Here is a 16,524-nt window from a genome sequence, read left to right on the forward strand (position 1 = left end):
ACAGCGAAGGGGCGGCCGGCAACGGCCGCCCCTTTTCGTTTGCACTTGTAGTCGAACGCGTGTATTACTGTAGCAATACACAATCGGGAGACGGGTCGATGCGCAAGGTGATGATCGTACTGGCGGCGCTGCCGCTCGCGGCGTGCGGGTCGGTGGCGATGGGCAACGACAGCGGCAGCAAGGTGAGCGCCAGCGGTTCGGGCGCCTCGCGCAGCTTCCAGGTCGCCGGCTTCGACCATGTCGACCTGCGCGGCTTCGACGACGTCGACGTCAAGGTCGGCCCGGCCTTCTCGGTCCGCGCGGAGGGGCCGAGCGAGGAGCTCGACAAGCTCGACATCCGCAAGGACGGCACCACGCTCAAGGTCGGCCGCGTCAACCAGAACGGCTTCAACTGGGGCGACCACCACGGCAAGGGCGTCAGGGTCTATGTCACCATGCCGGCGATGAAGGGCGCCAGCGTCGCCGGATCGGGCGACATGACCGTCGATCGCGTCGCCGGGGGCGACTTCGACGGATCGATCGCGGGCTCGGGCAATCTCACCATCGGGGAGCTCGGGGTGAACACCGCCGACCTCTCCATTGCGGGCTCGGGCGACCTCAAGGCCAGCGGCCAGGCCGCCCGCATGAAGGTGTCGATCGCCGGGTCGGGCGACGTCGATGCGCCGGGCCTCAAGGCCTCGACCGCCGACGTGTCGATCGCCGGCTCCGGCGGCGTCCATGCCAACATCAGCGGCCAGGCCGAGGTATCGCTGATGGGCTCGGGCGACGTCGATCTGGGACCGAACGCCCATTGCAGCACCAGCAAGATGGGCTCGGGCGAGGTCCGCTGCGGCAGCTGACGTGGCTTGCCTGAGACCGTGCGGGGTGCGAAGCCTGCGGCCATGATCCGGTTCGCACCCCTGGCGCTTCTGCTGGTCACCGCGCCGGCGGCTGCCGACGAGCGCAGCTTCATGCTCTCCGGCTTCGAGCGCATCCGCGTCGAAGGGCCGTTTGAGGTCGAGGTGACCACCGGCCGTAGCGCCGCGGCGCACGCGGAGGGCGATCGGCGCGCGCTCGATGGAGTCCGGGTCGAGGTCGAGGGCACCACGTTGGTGGTGTCGTCCAACGTCAACAGCTGGGGCGGCTATCCCGGTGCGACCCGGTCCGTGCCGAAGGTGATCGCGACGGTGCCGATGCTCCGCGCCGCCGCGGTAACCGGCGGCGGGCAGTTGACCGTGACGAGCATGTCGGGCCAGCGCGTCGCCCTCTCGCTGACCGGCGCAGGCACGATCCGCGTCGGCGCGATCGACGCCGACCAGCTCAGCGCCAGCCTGATCGGCACCGGCGCACTCGTCCTCGCCGGCAAGGCTCGCGACGCGCGTTTCCAGACCAACGGCGCCGGCACCATCGATGCCGAGGGCCTCAGCGCCGGCACGCTCACCGTCGCCGCCCAGAGCGCGGGCGATTCGAGCTTCACCGCGCGCAACACCGCCACCATCGCCGCGCTGGGTAACGGCACCATCCGGGTGAACGGCCCCGCCACCTGCACCATCACCGGCAGTGCGCCGGTGCTGTGCGGCAACAGGCCGGCGCGCTGAGGCGCAGGAAAGAGGAGTTCACGCGGAGACGCGGAGACGCGGAGGTGCATGGCTTGAGGGAAGGTCGGCCGCTTTAGCGGCCTTAACCCTATAGGTGCCCCAGGGCTCAAGGTCTCGCTGACGCGAGACATAGCCGCGGGCGAGACATCTCCGCGTCTCCGCGTCTCCGCGTGAATCTATTTCTTCTTCACTCTGGACGGCTCCACCGGCAAATCCCGTGTTCACCGCTCAACTCGCCGCATTCGGGTTGACCCTCGCAACGACTCATCTATGAAAATGCACGCTTCGTCGACAGGAGATGCCCGCAATGGCCTTCACCGACCGCGCCGAGCGCAGCCCTGGCGCCAAGCTCGCCTTCGCCATCCTCGTCGCGGCGCTGCTCGCGATCCCACTCTTCAGCATCTATCTTCTTAATTGGGACCGCGAGTCGCAGTCGCGCACCGCGACCGCCTCGATCGCGGAGGGGTGGGGCGGGCCGCAGACGATCGCAGGGCCGGTGCTGGTCATCCCCTATCAGACCGACGCCACCGAGACGGTGACCGAAGGCGGTCGCCAGGTCACCCGCGTCAACCGCATGTGGCGCGAGCTCGAGATCGCGCCCGACGTCGCCGACCTCAAGTCCTCGCTGGCCCCCGAGCGGCGCAAGCGCTCGATCTACGAGGTGGTGGTCTATTCGGCGCGCAACGAGGGCAGCGCGCGCTTTGCCCTGCCGGCCGATCTCGCCCGCTATGGCGTCAGCGCCGACACGCTCGCCTATGACCGCGCCGAGCTGCGCTTCGGCCTCAGCGACGCCCGCGGCCTCTACGGCCCGCCGCCGAGCGTGACGGTGACGGACAGACGCGCGCGCTCCAGCCCGGCAAGGGGCCGCGCGAGACCGGCGGCTCGGGCTTCTTCGCCCCCATCGACGCCAGCGCGATCCGCGGCCGTCCGCTCGTGACGCAATTCGCCTTCGATTTCCGCGGCAACGGCAGCCTCACCCTGTCGCCGCGTGCCGGCGACACGCGTTGGCAGGTGACCTCGCCGTGGCAGCATCCGAGCTTCCAGGGCGGCTTCCTGCCGACCGGCCACAGCCTCACCAAGGACGGATTCGCCGCCAGCTGGCGCGTCGGCAACCTCGCGCTGGGAACCGCGCTGGTCGGCACCAATGCCCCGGCGGAGCCCAGCCAGGCGCGCGAGACCTATGACGTCGGCAATGTCGCCGGCGACCATCAGGCCAGCGTCACGCTGATCACCCCGGTCGACCTCTATTCCCAGGTCAACCGCAGCGTGAAATACGGCTTCCTGTTCATCGGCTTCACCTTCATGGCCTTCCTGTTGTTCGACGTGGTCGGCGGGGTGCGCGTGTCCGCGGTCGAATATCTGCTGGTCGGCGCGGGGCTGGTGCTGTTCTTCGTCATGCTGCTCGCCTTCGCCGAGGTGATCGGCTTCACGCCGGCCTATCTGCTCGCCGCCGCCATGATCATCGGGCTTTTGACCGCCTATTCGGCCGCGGTGCTGAAAAGCCGCCGCCGCGCGGGCTTCATCGCCGGCCTGCTGGTCGCGCTCTACGCCGTGCTCTACGTGCTCTTGAGCCTCGAAGCCTATTCGCTGCTGATCGGATCGCTTCTCCTGTTTGCGGCGTTGGCCTCGATCATGTACCTGACCCGCAATCTCGAGTGGGGCGCCCGTCCGGGTGCCCCGGAATCAGCGGCGTAAGGACGTTCGATGGCGCAGTTCACGCTCCCCAAAAATTCGACGATCAAGAAGGGCAAGGAGCACAAGGCCGCGCCCGAGGCCAAGCGGGTGAAGCGCTTCAAGATCTACCGCTACGATCCCGACAGCGGCGAGAATCCGCGCTACGACACGTTCGAGATCGACCTCGACCAGTGCGGCCCGATGGTCCTCGACGCGCTGATCAAGATCAAGTCGGAGATCGACCCCAGCCTCACCTTCCGCCGTTCGTGCCGCGAGGGCATCTGCGGCTCGTGCTCGATGAACATGGACGGGCGCAACGGCCTCGCCTGCACCACCGCGATCGAGGACATCAAGGGCGAGATCCGCATCACCCCGCTGCCGGCGATGGACGTGATCAAGGACCTGGTGCCCGACTTCACCCATTTCTACGCGCAGTACGCCTCGATCAAGCCGTGGCTGCAGACGGTCACGCCGCCGCCCGCCGGCAAGGAGCGGCTGCAGTCGCCGGAGGATCGCGAGAAGCTCGACGGCCTCTACGAGTGCATCCTGTGCGCCTGCTGCTCGACCTCGTGCCCGAGCTATTGGTGGAACTCCGACCGCTTCCTCGGCCCGGCGATCCTGCTCCAGGCCTATCGCTGGCTCGCCGACAGCCGCGACGAGATGACCGGCGAGCGCCTCGACGCGCTCGAGGACCCGTTCCGCCTCTACCGCTGCCACACGATCATGAACTGCGCGAACGTCTGCCCCAAGGGCCTCTCGCCCGCCAAGGCGATCGCCGAGATCAAGAAGATGGAAGCCGAGCGGGTCATCTGAACCGCGTGAGCGAGCAGCCCCCCTTCTTCAGCTACGAGGACGATCCCGACCAGCCGGGCTGGAAGCTATGGAAGGCGAACGACCCCACGCGCTTCAACACGCTGCTCGGCCCCCTCTCGGTCCGCGTCGACGGCGGAATCGCGCGGGTGCGGATGATGCCCGAGCATCGCCACTCGAACCTGCGCGATCATGTCCATGGCGGCGCGCTGCTCGGCTTCATCGACGTCGCGATGTTCGCCGGCTGCCGCGGCTTCGGGGTGCTGAACGCGGGCGGCGCGGTGACGCTCGACCTTTCGGCCCAGTTCATCGGCGGCGCGGCGATCGGTGAGCCGATCGAGGCTCAGGTCGAGCTGCTGCGCGAGACCGGCCGGATGCTGTTCGTCCGCGGCATCATCGTCCAGGGGAGCGACAAGATCGCCGCCTTCTCGGGCACGCTGAGGAAGAGCACGCCGAAATGACCACTCGTGCCCCGGCGAAGGCCGGGGCCCAGCTCCGACCGGCCCGCAACTGGGCCCCGGCCTTCGCCGGGGCGCGGGAGGCGCGCGCATGAGCAAGCTCCTTCCTCGCTACGAAGCGCTGGTCGCGACCGGCGAGCTTCGCGCCGATCCAGCGCAGGCCGCCGCCGCCCGCCGGCTCGACCAGCTCGCGACCGAGCTGGAAGCGCAGCCCAAGCGCGGCAGCGTCCTCTGGCGCTTCGGCCGCAAGCCGGAGGCGCCCAAGGGCCTTTACCTCTGGGGCGGCGTCGGGCGCGGCAAGTCGATGCTGATGGACCTGTTCTTCGGCTGCCTCGATATCCGCAGGAAGCGTCGCGTCCATTTCCACGAGTTCATGGCCGAGGTGCACGATCGCCTGCGCGTCGAGCGCGCCAAGGAGAAGGGCGACCCGATCCGGCCGGTCGCCGAGGCGCTGACCGACGAGGTGCGCCTGCTCGCCTTCGACGAGCTGGTGGTCAACAACACCGCCGACGCCGCGATCCTCTCGCGCCTGTTCACCGAGATGTTCGCGCGCGGCTTGACGGTGGTCGCCACCTCCAACCGCCCGCCGCGCGACCTCTACAAGGACGGCCTCAACCGCGAGCTGTTCCTGCCCTTCATCGACCTGATCGGCGAGAAGATGGACGTGATGGCGCTGAACGGCCCCGTCGATTACCGACTCGACCGCCTCGGCACGATGAAGACCTGGCTGGTTCCCAACGGACCCGAAGCGACCGCGACGCTCTCCGCCGCCTTCTTCCGCCTGACCGACTATCCGGTCGAGGACCGCGCCAATGTGCCGTCGGAGGAGCTGCCCGTCCCCGGCGGCCGCACGCTGCACGTGCCCAAGAGCTTGAAGGGCGTCGCGGTCTTCTCGTTCAAGCGCCTGTGCGGCGAGCCGCGCGGGGCGGCGGATTATCTCGCGATCGCACGGCATTTCCATACCGTGATCCTGGTCGGCATCCAGAAGCTCGGGCCCGAGAACCGCAACGAGGCGGCGCGCTTCGTCACGCTGATCGACGCCCTCTACGAGCACAAGGTCAAGCTGCTTGCCGCCGCCGATGCCGAGCCCGAGCAGCTCTACCAGTCGGGCGACGGCAGCTTCGAATTCGCCCGCACGGTGAGCCGCCTGCGCGAGATGGGCTCCGACGACTATCTCGCCGCGGAACGTTATTGATACTGCGAACGATTTGCATTAAAAAGCGTTAACTCGTCCGATCTAAGGGTTGCCCTGCCGCGGGGATCGGCCTATGCCGCGCCCGATTCCGCGCGCTGGTCGTCATTGCGCGCCCAGTTCAGGAGACCCGCATGGCTCGCAAGAAGATCGCGCTGATCGGCGCCGGCAACATCGGCGGCACGCTCGCCCATCTCGCCGCGCTCAAGGGACTCGGCGACATCGTGCTGTTCGACGTCGTCGAGGGTGTGCCCCAGGGCAAGGCGCTCGATCTGTCGCAGTGCGGTCCGGTCGAGGGCTTCGACGCGAAGATCACCGGCTCCAACGACTATGCCGACATCGCCGGTGCCGACGTGATCATCGTGACCGCCGGCGTCGCCCGTAAGCCGGGCATGAGCCGTGACGACCTGCTCGGTATCAACCTGAAGGTCATGAAGGCGGTCGGCGAGGGCATCGCGCAGAATGCGCCCGACGCGTTCGTGATCTGCATCACCAACCCGCTCGACGCGATGGTGTGGGCGCTGCGCGAGTTCTCGGGGCTGCCGCACCAGAAGGTGGTCGGCATGGCCGGCGTGCTCGACTCGGCGCGGTTCACGACATTCCTCGCCGAGGAGTTCCAGGTGTCGGTGCAGGACGTCAATTCGTTCGTGCTCGGCGGACACGGCGACACGATGGTGCCGGTGCTCGAATATTCGACCGTCTCGGGCATCCCGGTCAGCGACATGATCAAGATGGGCTTCTCGACCAAGGAGCGCATCGACGAGATCGTCAAGCGCACCCGCGGCGGCGGCGGCGAGATCGTCGCGTTGCTGAAGACCGGCTCGGCCTATTACGCCCCGGCGACCTCGGCGATCGCGATGGCGGAAAGCTACCTCTACGACCAGAAGCGCGTGCTGCCCGCCGCGGTGCACCTCACCGGCCAGTACGGCGTCGACGACCTCTACGTCGGCGTGCCGTGCATCATCGGCGCGGGCGGCGTCGAGAAGGTGGTCGAGATCGCGCTCAGCGACGAGGCCAAGGCCAACCTCCAGGTCTCGGTCGACGCGGTCAAGGAGCTGCTGGTGGCGTGCAAGGGGATCGACGCGAGCCTGAACTGATCCCCGTGCCCCGGCGAAGGCCGGGGCCCAGCTGCCGGGAGCATGCGATTGGAGAAACGCGGCTTCGTCTACATTGTCGCCAGCCAGCGCAACGGGACGATCTATATCGGATCGACGAGCAATCTCCCGCAGCGCATCTGGCAGCACCGCAACGGGGGTCGCCGACGGGTTCACGAAGGAACATCGCTGTCACATCCTCGTCTGGTACGAGGCCTACGACAGCCTGGAAGAAGCGCGATTGCGCGAGAAACGAATGAAGGAGTGGAAACGGAGCTGGAAACTGCGGGAGATCGAGGGGCCGAACCCGGACTGGGAAGACCTCTACCCGTCGATCGCAAACGGCTGACGCTTTCCGAACTGGGCCCCGGCCTTCGCCGGGGCACAATTGAGGGCTGACAAACGAATGAGCATCCTCGTCGACAAGAACACCAAGGTCATCACCCAGGGCATGACCGGTGAGACCGGCACCTTCCACACCCAGCAGGCGCTGGCCTATGGAACGCAGATGGTCGCCGGCGTCACGCCCGGAAAGGGCGGCACCGAGCATATCGGCCTCCCCGTGTTCGACACCGTCGCCGAGGCGGTGTCCAAGACCGGCGCCACCGCGAGCGTGATCTACGTGCCGCCGCCCTTCGCGGCCGACTCGATCCTCGAGGCGATCGACGCCGAGGTGCCGCTGGTGGTGTGCATCACCGAAGGCATTCCGGTGCTCGACATGGTCAAGGTCAAGCGCGCCCTCTCGGGGTCCAAGACCCGCCTGATCGGCCCCAACTGCCCTGGCGTGCTGACCCCGGGCGAGTGCAAGATCGGCATCATGCCGGGCTCGATCTTCTCCAAGGGATCGGTGGGCGTTGTAAGCCGCTCGGGCACGCTTACCTATGAGGCCGTGTTCCAGACCACCAATGCGGGGCTCGGCCAGACCACCGCGGTCGGCATCGGCGGCGATCCGGTCAACGGCACCAACTTCATCGACGTGCTCGAGCTGTTCCTCGCCGACGATGCGACCAAGTCGATCATCATGATCGGCGAGATCGGCGGCTCGGCCGAGGAGGAAGCGGCGCAGTTCCTCAAGGACGAGGCCAGGCGCGGCCGAAGCAAGCCGATGGTCGGCTTCATCGCCGGCCGCACCGCACCTCCGGGCCGCCGCATGGGCCATGCCGGCGCGATCGTGTCGGGCGGCAAGGGCGGCGCCGAGGACAAGATCGCGGCGATGGAGGCGGCGGGCATCCGCGTCGCGGATTCGCCGTCGGAGCTCGGCACCACGCTGGTCGAGGTGCTGAAGGGGTGATGTCTTAAACCTTCTCCAGAGGGAGAAGGATATGTAGGCTTGGCAGCTTGCTGCCTAGCCGAAGTTGGATGAGGGGACCCGCTCTCGATAGCGTGATCCCCTCACCCAGCTCCGACTAAGGCCTTGCTCCGCAAGACCTAAGTCTGCGCAACCCTCTCCCGACGGGAGAGGGAAGTGAGGTGGTAAGATGGGCTACGAAGGCCAGGATTTCAGTGAGATCGCCGGAGGCGTCTCCCCCGCGTTCGTCGAGACGCTCTATGCGCGTTTCAAGGCGGACCCGAACAGCGTCGAGCCGGGCTGGCGCCAGTGGTTCGAGGGGCTGGAGAGCACGGTGAGCGGCCCGAGCTGGGCCAATCCCGCTTGGCCGCCCAAGGACACCGATGCGCTGACGGCCGCGCTCGATCCGACGCAGATGGAGCCTGCGCCCGCCCCGGCGAAGGGCGGCAAGCCCGCCCCGGCCGCCGCGGCCCCCGCCGCCGCTCCGGCGCTCGCCGACATCCGCAAGGCGGCCGACGATTCGATCCGCGCGATGATGCTGATCCGCACCTATCGCGTGCGCGGGCATCTCGCCGCCAATCTCGACCCGCTCGGCCTCTCCAAGCGCGAGATGCCGGAGGACCTCCGCACCGAATATCACGGCTTCACCGACGCCGACATCGACCGCCCGGTCTATCTCGGCGGCGCGCTGGGCCTGGAGACCGCGACGATCCGCGAGATCGTCGATATCCTGCGCGCCAACTACTGCGGCAACGTCGGCCTCGAATACATGCATATCTCCGACGTCGAGGAGCGCCGCTTCCTCCAGGAGCGCATGGAGGGCAAGGACAAGGCGATCGAGTTCACGCCCGAGGGCAAGCGCGCGATCCTGACCAAGGTGATCCAGGCCGAGCAGTACGAGAAGTTCCTCGGCAAGAAATACGTCGGCACCAAGCGCTTCGGCCTCGACGGCGGCGAGGCGATGATCCCGGCGCTCGAGAGCGTGATCAAGTACGGCGGCCAGTACGGCGTGCGCGAGATCGTGTTCGGCATGGCGCACCGCGGCCGCCTCAACGTGCTGACCAACGTGATGGGCAAGCCCTATCGCGTCGTCTTCCACGAATTCGCCGGCGGCTCGGACAATCCCGACGACATCGGCGGCTCGGGCGACGTGAAGTACCACCTCGGCACCTCCACCGACCGCGAGTTCGACGGGATCAGCGTGCACATGTCGCTGGTCGCCAACCCCTCGCACCTCGAGGCCGAGGATCCGGTGGTGCTCGGCAAGACCCGCGCGATCCAGACGCTGGCCAACGACCTCGAGCAGCACACCGGCTCGCTGCCGGTGCTGATCCACGGCGACGCCGCCTTCGCGGGGCAGGGGATCGTCTGGGAATGCTTCGGCTTCTCGGGGCTGCGCGGCTACAACACCGGCGGCTGCATCCATTTCGTCATCAACAACCAGATCGGCTTCACCACCAGCCCGCAGTTCGCGCGCAGCTCGCCCTATCCGAGCGACGTGGCCAAGGGCGTCCAGGCGCCGGTGTTCCACGTCAACGGCGACGATCCGGAGGCGGTGACCTTCGCCTGCAAGATGGCGATCGAGTTCCGCCAGCACTTTCACCGCGACGTCGTCATCGACATGTGGTGCTACCGCCGCTTCGGCCACAACGAGGGCGACGAGCCGTCGTTCACCCAGCCGCTGATGTACGCGGCGATCCGCAAGCATCCCGACGTCAGCAAGGTCTATGGCGAGCGCCTGATCCAGGAGGGCGTCGTCGACCAGGCGTGGGTCGACGAGCAGGTGAAGGAATTCACCCTGCTGCTCGAAGGCGAGTTCGAGGCGGGCGCCAGCTACAAGCCCAACAAGGCCGACTGGTTCGCCGGCCGCTGGTCGGGCCTCCACGCGCCCGCGGACGCCGAGAGCGCGCGCCGCAACGTCGAGACCGGCATCGACAAGAAGCTGTTCGACGCGCTCGGCCGCACGCTGACCACCGTCCCCGAGGGACTCGCCATCCACAAGACGCTCGGCCGCGTGCTCGACGCCAAGCGCGAGATGTTCAAGTCGGGCGAGAATTTCGACTGGGCGACCGGCGAGGCGCTGGCGTTCGGCGCGCTGCTGTCGGAAGGCTATGGCGTCCGCCTGTCGGGCCAGGATTCGGGCCGCGGCACCTTCTCGCAGCGCCACGCGGTGTGGGTCGACCAGACCGACGAGCACAAATACGTGCCGCTCTCGACCGTCGAGCACGGCCGGTTCGAGGTGCTCGACAGCCCGCTCTCCGAATATGGCGTGCTCGGCTTCGAGTACGGCTATGCGCTGGCGGATCCCAAGACGCTGGTGATGTGGGAGGCGCAGTTCGGCGATTTCGCCAACGGCGCGCAGATCATGATCGACCAGTTCATCGCCGCGGGCGAGGCCAAGTGGCTGCGCGCCAACGGCCTGGTGATGCTGCTGCCGCATGGCTACGAGGGGCAGGGGCCGGAGCATAGCTCGGCGCGACTGGAGCGCTTCCTCCAGCTCTGCGCGCAGGACAATCTCCAGGTCGCCAACTGCACCACGCCGGCCAATTATTTCCACCTGCTGCGCCGGCAGATGCACCGCACCTTCCGCAAGCCGCTGATCGTGTTCACGCCCAAGTCGCTGCTGCGCCACAAGCTGGCGGTGTCGAAGGCGGAGGACTTCCTCGGCGACAGCCACTTCCGCCGCCTCCTTTCCGATCCGAACGCGCCCGCCGACGCCGACACGAAGCGGCTGGTGCTGTGCTCGGGCAAGGTCGCATATGACCTGATGGAGGCGCGCGACGCCGCTGGCGACAGGAACACCCAGATCGTCCGCCTCGAGCAGCTCTATCCCTTCCCCGGCGAGCCGCTCGCCGCGCGGATCGCGAAGATGCCGAAGCTCGAGGAGGTGGTGTGGGCGCAGGAGGAGCCGAAGAACAACGGCGCCTGGTTCTTCGCCGCGCCGCTGCTCGAGGAGGTGCTGGCGACCGCCAAGGCGCCGGTCGCGCGCCCACGCTACGCCGGCCGCGCCGCCGCCGCCTCGCCGGCGACCGGCCTGATGAAGCGCCACCAGCTCGAACAGGCCGCGCTCGTCGCCGACGCGCTCGGCCATAATGTCCGCGAAGAAATCCGCCGCACCAAGAAGGGTTAAACCATGGCGACCGAAATCAAGGTACCGACGCTCGGCGAATCGATCACCGAGGCGACGCTCGGCGAATGGCTCAAGCAGCCGGGCGATCCGGTCAAGGCCGACGAGCCCGTCGCCAGCCTGGAGACCGACAAGGTCTCGGTGGAAGTGCCCTCGCCGGTCGACGGCGTGATGGGCGCGCATGGCGTGAAGGTCGGCGACACCGTCGCGGTCGGCGCGACGATCGGCGTGGTCGAGGCCGGCGGCGGCGCGGCTGCCGCGCCCGCTCCGGCGCCTGCGCCAGCCGCTGCTCCGGCGCCCGCGCCCGCTCCGGCTCCGGCCGCGACCGACGCACCCGCCGCACTGTCGCCCTCGGTACGTCGCGCGGTGCTCGAGACCGGCGTCGATCCGGCGACGGTCACCGGCACCGGCAAGGACGGCCGCATCACCAAGGACGACGTGCTCGCCGCCGCCGCCCAGCCGGCGGCTCCGGCCGCTGCTTCGGCGCCTGCGCCGGCTCCCTCGGCCGCGCCGGCCGGCGAGCGCCGCGAGGAGCGCGTCCGCATGACGCGCCTTCGCCAGACCATCGCCAAGCGCCTCAAGGAAGCGCAGAACACCGCGGCGATGCTGACGACGTTCAACGACGTCGACATGACGGCGGTGATCGAGGCGCGCACCCGCTACAAGGACCTGTTCGAGAAGAAGCACGGCGTCCGCCTCGGCTTCATGGGCTTCTTCGCCAAGGCCGCCTGCCTCGCGCTCAAGGACGTGCCGGCGGTCAACGCCCAGATCGATGGCGAGGAGATCGTCTACCACGATTACGCCGACATCTCGGTCGCGGTGTCGGCGCCGCAGGGCCTGGTGGTGCCGGTGGTGCGTGATGCGGACAAGCTGTCGATCGCCGACATCGAGAAGACGATCGGCGACTTCGGCAAGCGCGCCAAGGACGGCACGCTCAAGATGGAGGAGATGAAGGGCGGCACCTTCACCATCTCCAACGGTGGCGTGTTCGGCTCGCTGCTCTCGACCCCGATCATCAACCCGCCGCAGTCGGCGGTGCTCGGCCTCCACCGCATCGAGGACCGCCCGGTGGTCCGCGACGGCCAGATCGTGATCCGCCCGATGATGTACCTCGCATTGAGCTACGACCACCGCCTGGTCGACGGCCGCGAGGCGGTGACCTTCCTGGTCGCGCTCAAGAACGCGATCGAGGACCCGACGCGGATTCTGATCGACCTGTAATCACCTGTGCCCCGGCGAAGGCCGGGGCCCAGCTTCGGCGCAGGTTGTAACCCCGCGGGACGCTCGACACATAACGTCTCGCAACTGGGCCCCGGCCTTCGCCGGGGCACGGAGAAGAAGAATGGCAGACCAGTACGACTATGACGTCCTCGTGATCGGCGCCGGCCCCGGCGGCTATGTCGCCGCGATCCGCGCCGCGCAGCTCGGGCTGCGCACCGCCTGCGCCGAGAGCCGCGAGACGCTGGGCGGCACCTGCCTCAACGTCGGCTGCATCCCGTCCAAGGCGATGCTCCACGCCTCCGAATATTACGACGCCGCCGCCAACGGCACCTTCGCCAAGCTCGGCATCAAGGTGAAGCCCGAGCTCGACCTCGACACGATGCACGGCCAGCGCAAGGACGCGGTCAAGCAGCTCACCGGCGGCATCGAGTTCCTGTTCAAGAAGAACAAGGTCACCTGGCTCAAGGGCCGCGCGGCGTTCGAGGACGCGCACACCGTCAAGGTCGGCGATCAGACCGTCACCGCCAAGAACGTCGTCATCGCCACCGGCTCGTCGGTGACCCCGCTGCCGGGCGTCGAGATCGACAATGCCAAGGGCGTGGTGGTCGATTCGACCGGCGCGCTCGAGCTGGCCAAGGTCCCCGAGCATCTCGTCGTCATCGGCGGCGGCGTGATCGGGCTCGAGCTCGGCAGCGTGTGGCGGCGTCTCGGCGCCAAGGTGACGGTGGTCGAGTTCCTCGACCAGATCCTGCCCGGCTTCGACGGTGACGTCCGCAAGGAAGCCAACAAGATCATGAAGAAGCAGGGCCTCGAGTTCCGCCTGTCGACCAAGGTCACCGGCGTCGCGGTCAAGGGCAAGAAGGCGACGCTGACGGTCGAGCCTGCCGCCGGCGGCGCGGCCGAGACGATCGAGGCGGACGCGGTGCTGGTCTCGATCGGCCGCCGCCCGAACACCGACGGCCTCGCGCTCGACAAGGCGGGCCTTTCGACCAACCAGCGCGGCCAGATCGAGATCGACCACGACTTCCGCACCTCGGTCGACGGCATCTGGGCGATCGGCGACGTCGTCCCCGGCCCGATGCTCGCGCACAAGGCCGAGGACGAGGGGATCGCGGTCGCCGAGAACATCGCCGGCCAGCACGGCATCGTGAACCACGACGTGATCCCGTCGGTGGTCTACACCTGGCCCGAGATCGCCGGCGTCGGCCTCACCGAAGAGGCGGCGAAGGAGCGGGGCGAGGTCAAGGTCGGCAAGTTCCCGATGCTCGGCAACTCGCGCGCCAAGACCAACCACGAGCCCGACGGCTTCGTGAAGGTGATCGCGGATGCCAAGACCGACCGCGTGCTCGGCGTCTGGTGCATCGCCAGCGTCGCCGGCACGATGATCGCCCAGGCCGCGCAGGCGATGGAGTTCGGCGCGACGTCCGAGGACATCGCCTACACCTGCCACGCCCATCCGACGCACAGCGAGGCGATCAAGGAAGCGGCGATGGCGGTGAGAGGGAAGCCGATACACATTTGAGCCGGCAAGGAATTAGCGAAAGCTAATTCCGAGCGAACCCCGGCTCAAATCGGCCGGCGGCGCCACAGCGCCGACCGACGTCATGGGCTTTGCCCATGACGGCTGCCGAGACCTATCGGCTCCTGACCCCATCCCGCACCGGCGCCACCGCGACGTGCAGGTAAAGCCACGCCTGCGCGCCCGTGACCGCCATGAACACGGAAAGCGCGGCCCACATGCTCCAGGAAGACGGCGCGACGAGCGCCGTCAGCAGCGTCGCCCCGAAAGCGATGCCGCTCGCCATGACCAGCAGCCTCGCCAGCCGCGCGACCGGCGGCGTATCCGATGCCGACAGGGCAGGCAGAGAGTACGGCATGAAACCTTTCCGAACATGATCGAGCACGAGGAAAGGCTGAGCCGATCCAATTAACGAGCCCTTACCGCTACCCCGCATCGGTTATCGACTATACTTCGGGAGTAGGGCGCGTCGGCGTTCCACAGGCGCGGTGATGAGCCGCAAGCGTGCTCCAGCGAAGGCAGGAGCCGTGGATCACGGGAACGTCGCTTGCGGCCAAGCTCCCGCTTTCGCAGGAGCACCGACACTGCTTCAATCTGAACCGCATAGCCTCTACTCTCCCCCGCGTGACCCCCATCCCCTCCGAGCTCGGCCCGATCCTCCCATGGCTGGACCTGTTCGGCATCGCCGTGTTCGCCGCCACCGGCGCGCTGGCGGCGGCGCGGCGCACGCAGACGATGGTCACCGCCGCCTTCTTCGCGCTGATCACCGGCGTCGGCGGCGGATCGGTGCGCGACCTCCTGATCGGCGCGCCGGTGTTCTGGGTACACGATCCCTGGGTCGCGGCGGTGTGCCTCGGCGTCGCGCTGCTCATCTGGGTGACGCCGCAGCGTTGGTGGCACGGCAAGGCGCTCGACTGGTTCGACGCAGCCGGCCTCGCCGCCTATGCCGTGTTCGGCGCCGCCAAGTCGCTCGACCATGGCGTCCCGCCGGTGCCGGCGGCGCTGATGGGCGTGGTCACCGCATGCGTCGGCGGCATCATCCGCGACGTGCTGGCGCAGGAGCCCTCGATCCTGATGCGGCCGGAGCTCTACGTCACCGCCGCCGCGCTTGCCTCGGCGCTCTACGTCGGCCTGGTGCTGGCGGGCCTCCCGCTCTTCGCCGCCGCGGCCGTCGCCGCGCTCGCCGGCTTCGCGCTCCGCGCCGCCGCGATCACATGGAAGCTCGCGCTGCCCGCCTATCGCGGCGGCGCGTAGCGCAGCCCCGCCACCAGCCCGACCAAAGTCAGCGCCAGCATCACCCCCGCGAAGATCTCGCTCGCCGCCACCGCGCCGAACGCCATCGTCGCGACGCCGACCCCGATCACCGGGATCGAATTGCCCGCGAAGCCGACGAGAAGATAGGCGGAGACGACGCCGGAGCGATGATCGGGCGGCGCGATCGCGCCCACCACCTCCAGGCTGCCGCGATAGCCGAGCGCCAGCGTCACCCCGCCGCAGGCGGTGCCGACGATCAGCAACGGCAGCGAATGGGCCGCCTGCGCCGCCACCAGCAGCGCCAGCCCCGGCACGATCGTCGCCAGCCCGGCGATCATCGCGGTACGGCTGGCGATCCGGCGCGTCGTCGCCATCGCCACCATCGCGACCGCGAACAGCTCGGCCAGGATCGCTCCGCCGACCGTAGGGCTGACGATGCCCATCGCATGGCGCAGGATCGACGGCAGCAGCGCGGCATAGAAGCCGACGAAGGCGAATATCACGAACGCCGTCACCGCTGGTGCGAGGAAGGCGCCGCGCGATCCCTCCGGCAGGGCCAGCTGGGGCCGGAACAGATCAGCGGTCGGCGCCCGGCGCGTGACCGTCTCGCCCGACCGCACCACGGCAAGCGCGACCAGCACCAGCGCCGCGCCATAGACGAGGAACGGAATCACCAGTGGCATGGGCGCCCCGGCGGCGAGGATGCCGGCTACCAGCGGCCCCGTGCCGATCCCGCCGGTATTGGCCTCGGCGGCGAGCAGCGTCGCATGGGGGCGTTCGTCGGGACGGAGGTCGACCAGCCAGGCCGTGCCGGTCCCCGATCCCAGCCCGACCGCGAACCCGCTCACCACCCGGCCGGCGAACAGCCAGGCGGTATCGCGCGCCACCAGGAACAGCAGCGTCGCGACCGCGGCCAGCGCGAGCGCCGCGAAGGCGATCGGCCGCCGCCCGATCCGGTCGGACAGCCGCCCCAGGAACAGCAGCGCACCGGCATTGCCGATCACATAGGCGGCATAGACGATCGTCAGCACCGCCGGCGAGAAGCCGAACCGCGCCTCGTAGAAGGCATAGAGCGGGGTGAGCAGCGTGCTGCCCGCGAAGCAGACTGCGATCAGCCCGATCGCGGCAAGGGTGCCGCCGCGGTGCTGCGAAGCGGAAATGGCCGGAGACATGGCGGCGTCAACGCTCGACGGGGGCATTTCTCCCTCTTCTCCTACCGTCCGCCCGAAAACGACGGAGAGGCAGCCGCACGCAATCTATGGTGCTGCCTGCGAAGGCAGGAGCCCTGGCGAGCCGCGACGCCAGCGGCC

13 protein-coding genes and 2 pseudogenes are annotated in these 16,524 nt (G+C 68.5%); 13 read left to right on the top strand and 2 right to left on the bottom strand.

The window, feature by feature from the left end:
• Positions 1–98 precede the first annotated feature (98 nt).
• The 12 genes and pseudogenes from AC2YHA_RS17070 (at position 99) to lpdA (ending at position 13,963) form a co-directional block, all read left to right on the top strand.
• Complete coding sequence (locus tag AC2YHA_RS17070) at positions 99–839, top strand: head GIN domain-containing protein (RefSeq protein WP_487402579.1); 741 nt, start codon at positions 99–101, stop codon at positions 837–839.
• Positions 840–881: 42 nt separating this feature from the next.
• Complete coding sequence (locus AC2YHA_RS17075; protein WP_487402580.1) at positions 882–1,577, top strand: head GIN domain-containing protein; 696 nt, start codon at positions 882–884, stop codon at positions 1,575–1,577.
• Between the two features lie 307 nt (positions 1,578–1,884).
• Positions 1,885–3,272: pseudogene (gene creD, locus AC2YHA_RS17080) on the top strand (cell envelope integrity protein CreD).
• Positions 3,273–3,281: 9 nt separating this feature from the next.
• A complete protein-coding gene (locus AC2YHA_RS17085) occupies positions 3,282–4,064 on the top strand; it encodes a succinate dehydrogenase iron-sulfur subunit (protein ID WP_487402581.1) in 783 nt (260 codons plus the stop codon).
• Between the two features lie 5 nt (positions 4,065–4,069).
• The gene (locus AC2YHA_RS17090; RefSeq protein WP_487402582.1) at positions 4,070–4,522 is read left to right on the top strand and encodes a PaaI family thioesterase; all 453 of its coding nucleotides are present in this window, start codon (positions 4,070–4,072) and stop codon (positions 4,520–4,522) included.
• 88 nt (positions 4,523–4,610) lie between these two features.
• The gene (gene zapE, locus AC2YHA_RS17095; protein ID WP_487402583.1) at positions 4,611–5,714 is read left to right on the top strand and encodes a cell division protein ZapE; all 1,104 of its coding nucleotides are present in this window, start codon (positions 4,611–4,613) and stop codon (positions 5,712–5,714) included.
• Between the two features lie 131 nt (positions 5,715–5,845).
• The gene (mdh, locus tag AC2YHA_RS17100; RefSeq protein WP_487402584.1) at positions 5,846–6,808 is read left to right on the top strand and encodes a malate dehydrogenase; all 963 of its coding nucleotides are present in this window, start codon (positions 5,846–5,848) and stop codon (positions 6,806–6,808) included.
• Between the two features lie 48 nt (positions 6,809–6,856).
• Positions 6,857–7,154 (top strand): annotated as a pseudogene (locus AC2YHA_RS17105) (GIY-YIG nuclease family protein).
• A gap of 57 nt (positions 7,155–7,211) precedes the next feature.
• Positions 7,212–8,096: a succinate--CoA ligase subunit alpha gene (sucD, locus tag AC2YHA_RS17110; RefSeq protein WP_487402585.1), complete on the top strand. Its 885-nt coding sequence runs from the start codon at positions 7,212–7,214 to the stop codon at positions 8,094–8,096.
• 187 nt (positions 8,097–8,283) lie between these two features.
• Positions 8,284–11,223: a 2-oxoglutarate dehydrogenase E1 component gene (locus AC2YHA_RS17115; RefSeq protein ID WP_487402586.1), complete on the top strand. Its 2,940-nt coding sequence runs from the start codon at positions 8,284–8,286 to the stop codon at positions 11,221–11,223.
• A gap of 3 nt (positions 11,224–11,226) precedes the next feature.
• The gene (odhB, locus tag AC2YHA_RS17120) at positions 11,227–12,441 is read left to right on the top strand and encodes a 2-oxoglutarate dehydrogenase complex dihydrolipoyllysine-residue succinyltransferase (protein ID WP_487402587.1); all 1,215 of its coding nucleotides are present in this window, start codon (positions 11,227–11,229) and stop codon (positions 12,439–12,441) included.
• Between the two features lie 121 nt (positions 12,442–12,562).
• Positions 12,563–13,963 (top strand): dihydrolipoyl dehydrogenase, encoded by a 1,401-nt coding sequence (lpdA, locus tag AC2YHA_RS17125; RefSeq protein ID WP_233784884.1) that lies wholly within the window; start codon positions 12,563–12,565, stop codon positions 13,961–13,963.
• 112 nt (positions 13,964–14,075) lie between these two features.
• Here the strand turns inward: lpdA and AC2YHA_RS17130 are convergent, their stop codons facing one another.
• Positions 14,076–14,318 carry a hypothetical protein gene (locus AC2YHA_RS17130; protein ID WP_487402588.1) on the bottom strand — a complete coding sequence of 81 codons (243 nt, stop codon included), beginning with the start codon at positions 14,316–14,318 and terminating at the stop codon, positions 14,076–14,078.
• 266 nt (positions 14,319–14,584) lie between these two features.
• Between AC2YHA_RS17130 and AC2YHA_RS17135 the strand changes: the two genes are divergently transcribed.
• Entirely contained in the window at positions 14,585–15,214 is a 630-nt protein-coding gene (locus tag AC2YHA_RS17135; protein WP_487402589.1) for a trimeric intracellular cation channel family protein, read from the top strand.
• On the opposite strand, the gene AC2YHA_RS17140 is transcribed toward AC2YHA_RS17135, so the two are convergent.
• Positions 15,196–16,413 carry an MFS transporter gene (locus AC2YHA_RS17140; RefSeq protein ID WP_487402590.1) on the bottom strand — a complete coding sequence of 406 codons (1,218 nt, stop codon included), beginning with the start codon at positions 16,411–16,413 and terminating at the stop codon, positions 15,196–15,198. The genes AC2YHA_RS17135 and AC2YHA_RS17140 overlap by 19 nt on opposite strands.
• Positions 16,414–16,524 lie beyond the last annotated feature (111 nt).

This window comes from Sphingomonas sp. SRI_018, from assembly GCF_057586275.1.

What these genes read in the sequence shown, in the direction of transcription:
- odhB (WP_487402587.1), top strand. Translation starts at nt 11,227, where the DNA reads ATGGCGACCGAAATCAAGGTACCGACGCTCGGCGAATCGATCACCGAG.
- AC2YHA_RS17075 (WP_487402580.1), top strand. Translation starts at nt 882, where the DNA reads ATGATCCGGTTCGCACCCCTGGCGCTTCTGCTGGTCACCGCGCCGGCG.
- lpdA (WP_233784884.1), top strand. Translation starts at nt 12,563, where the DNA reads ATGGCAGACCAGTACGACTATGACGTCCTCGTGATCGGCGCCGGCCCC.
- zapE (WP_487402583.1), top strand. Translation starts at nt 4,611, where the DNA reads ATGAGCAAGCTCCTTCCTCGCTACGAAGCGCTGGTCGCGACCGGCGAG.
- sucD (WP_487402585.1), top strand. Translation starts at nt 7,212, where the DNA reads ATGAGCATCCTCGTCGACAAGAACACCAAGGTCATCACCCAGGGCATG.
- AC2YHA_RS17070 (WP_487402579.1), top strand. Translation starts at nt 99, where the DNA reads ATGCGCAAGGTGATGATCGTACTGGCGGCGCTGCCGCTCGCGGCGTGC.
- AC2YHA_RS17130 (WP_487402588.1), bottom strand. Translation starts at nt 14,318, where the DNA reads ATGCCGTACTCTCTGCCTGCCCTGTCGGCATCGGATACGCCGCCGGTC.
- AC2YHA_RS17115 (WP_487402586.1), top strand. Translation starts at nt 8,284, where the DNA reads ATGGGCTACGAAGGCCAGGATTTCAGTGAGATCGCCGGAGGCGTCTCC.
- AC2YHA_RS17085 (WP_487402581.1), top strand. Translation starts at nt 3,282, where the DNA reads ATGGCGCAGTTCACGCTCCCCAAAAATTCGACGATCAAGAAGGGCAAG.
- AC2YHA_RS17140 (WP_487402590.1), bottom strand. Translation starts at nt 16,413, where the DNA reads ATGCCCCCGTCGAGCGTTGACGCCGCCATGTCTCCGGCCATTTCCGCT.
- mdh (WP_487402584.1), top strand. Translation starts at nt 5,846, where the DNA reads ATGGCTCGCAAGAAGATCGCGCTGATCGGCGCCGGCAACATCGGCGGC.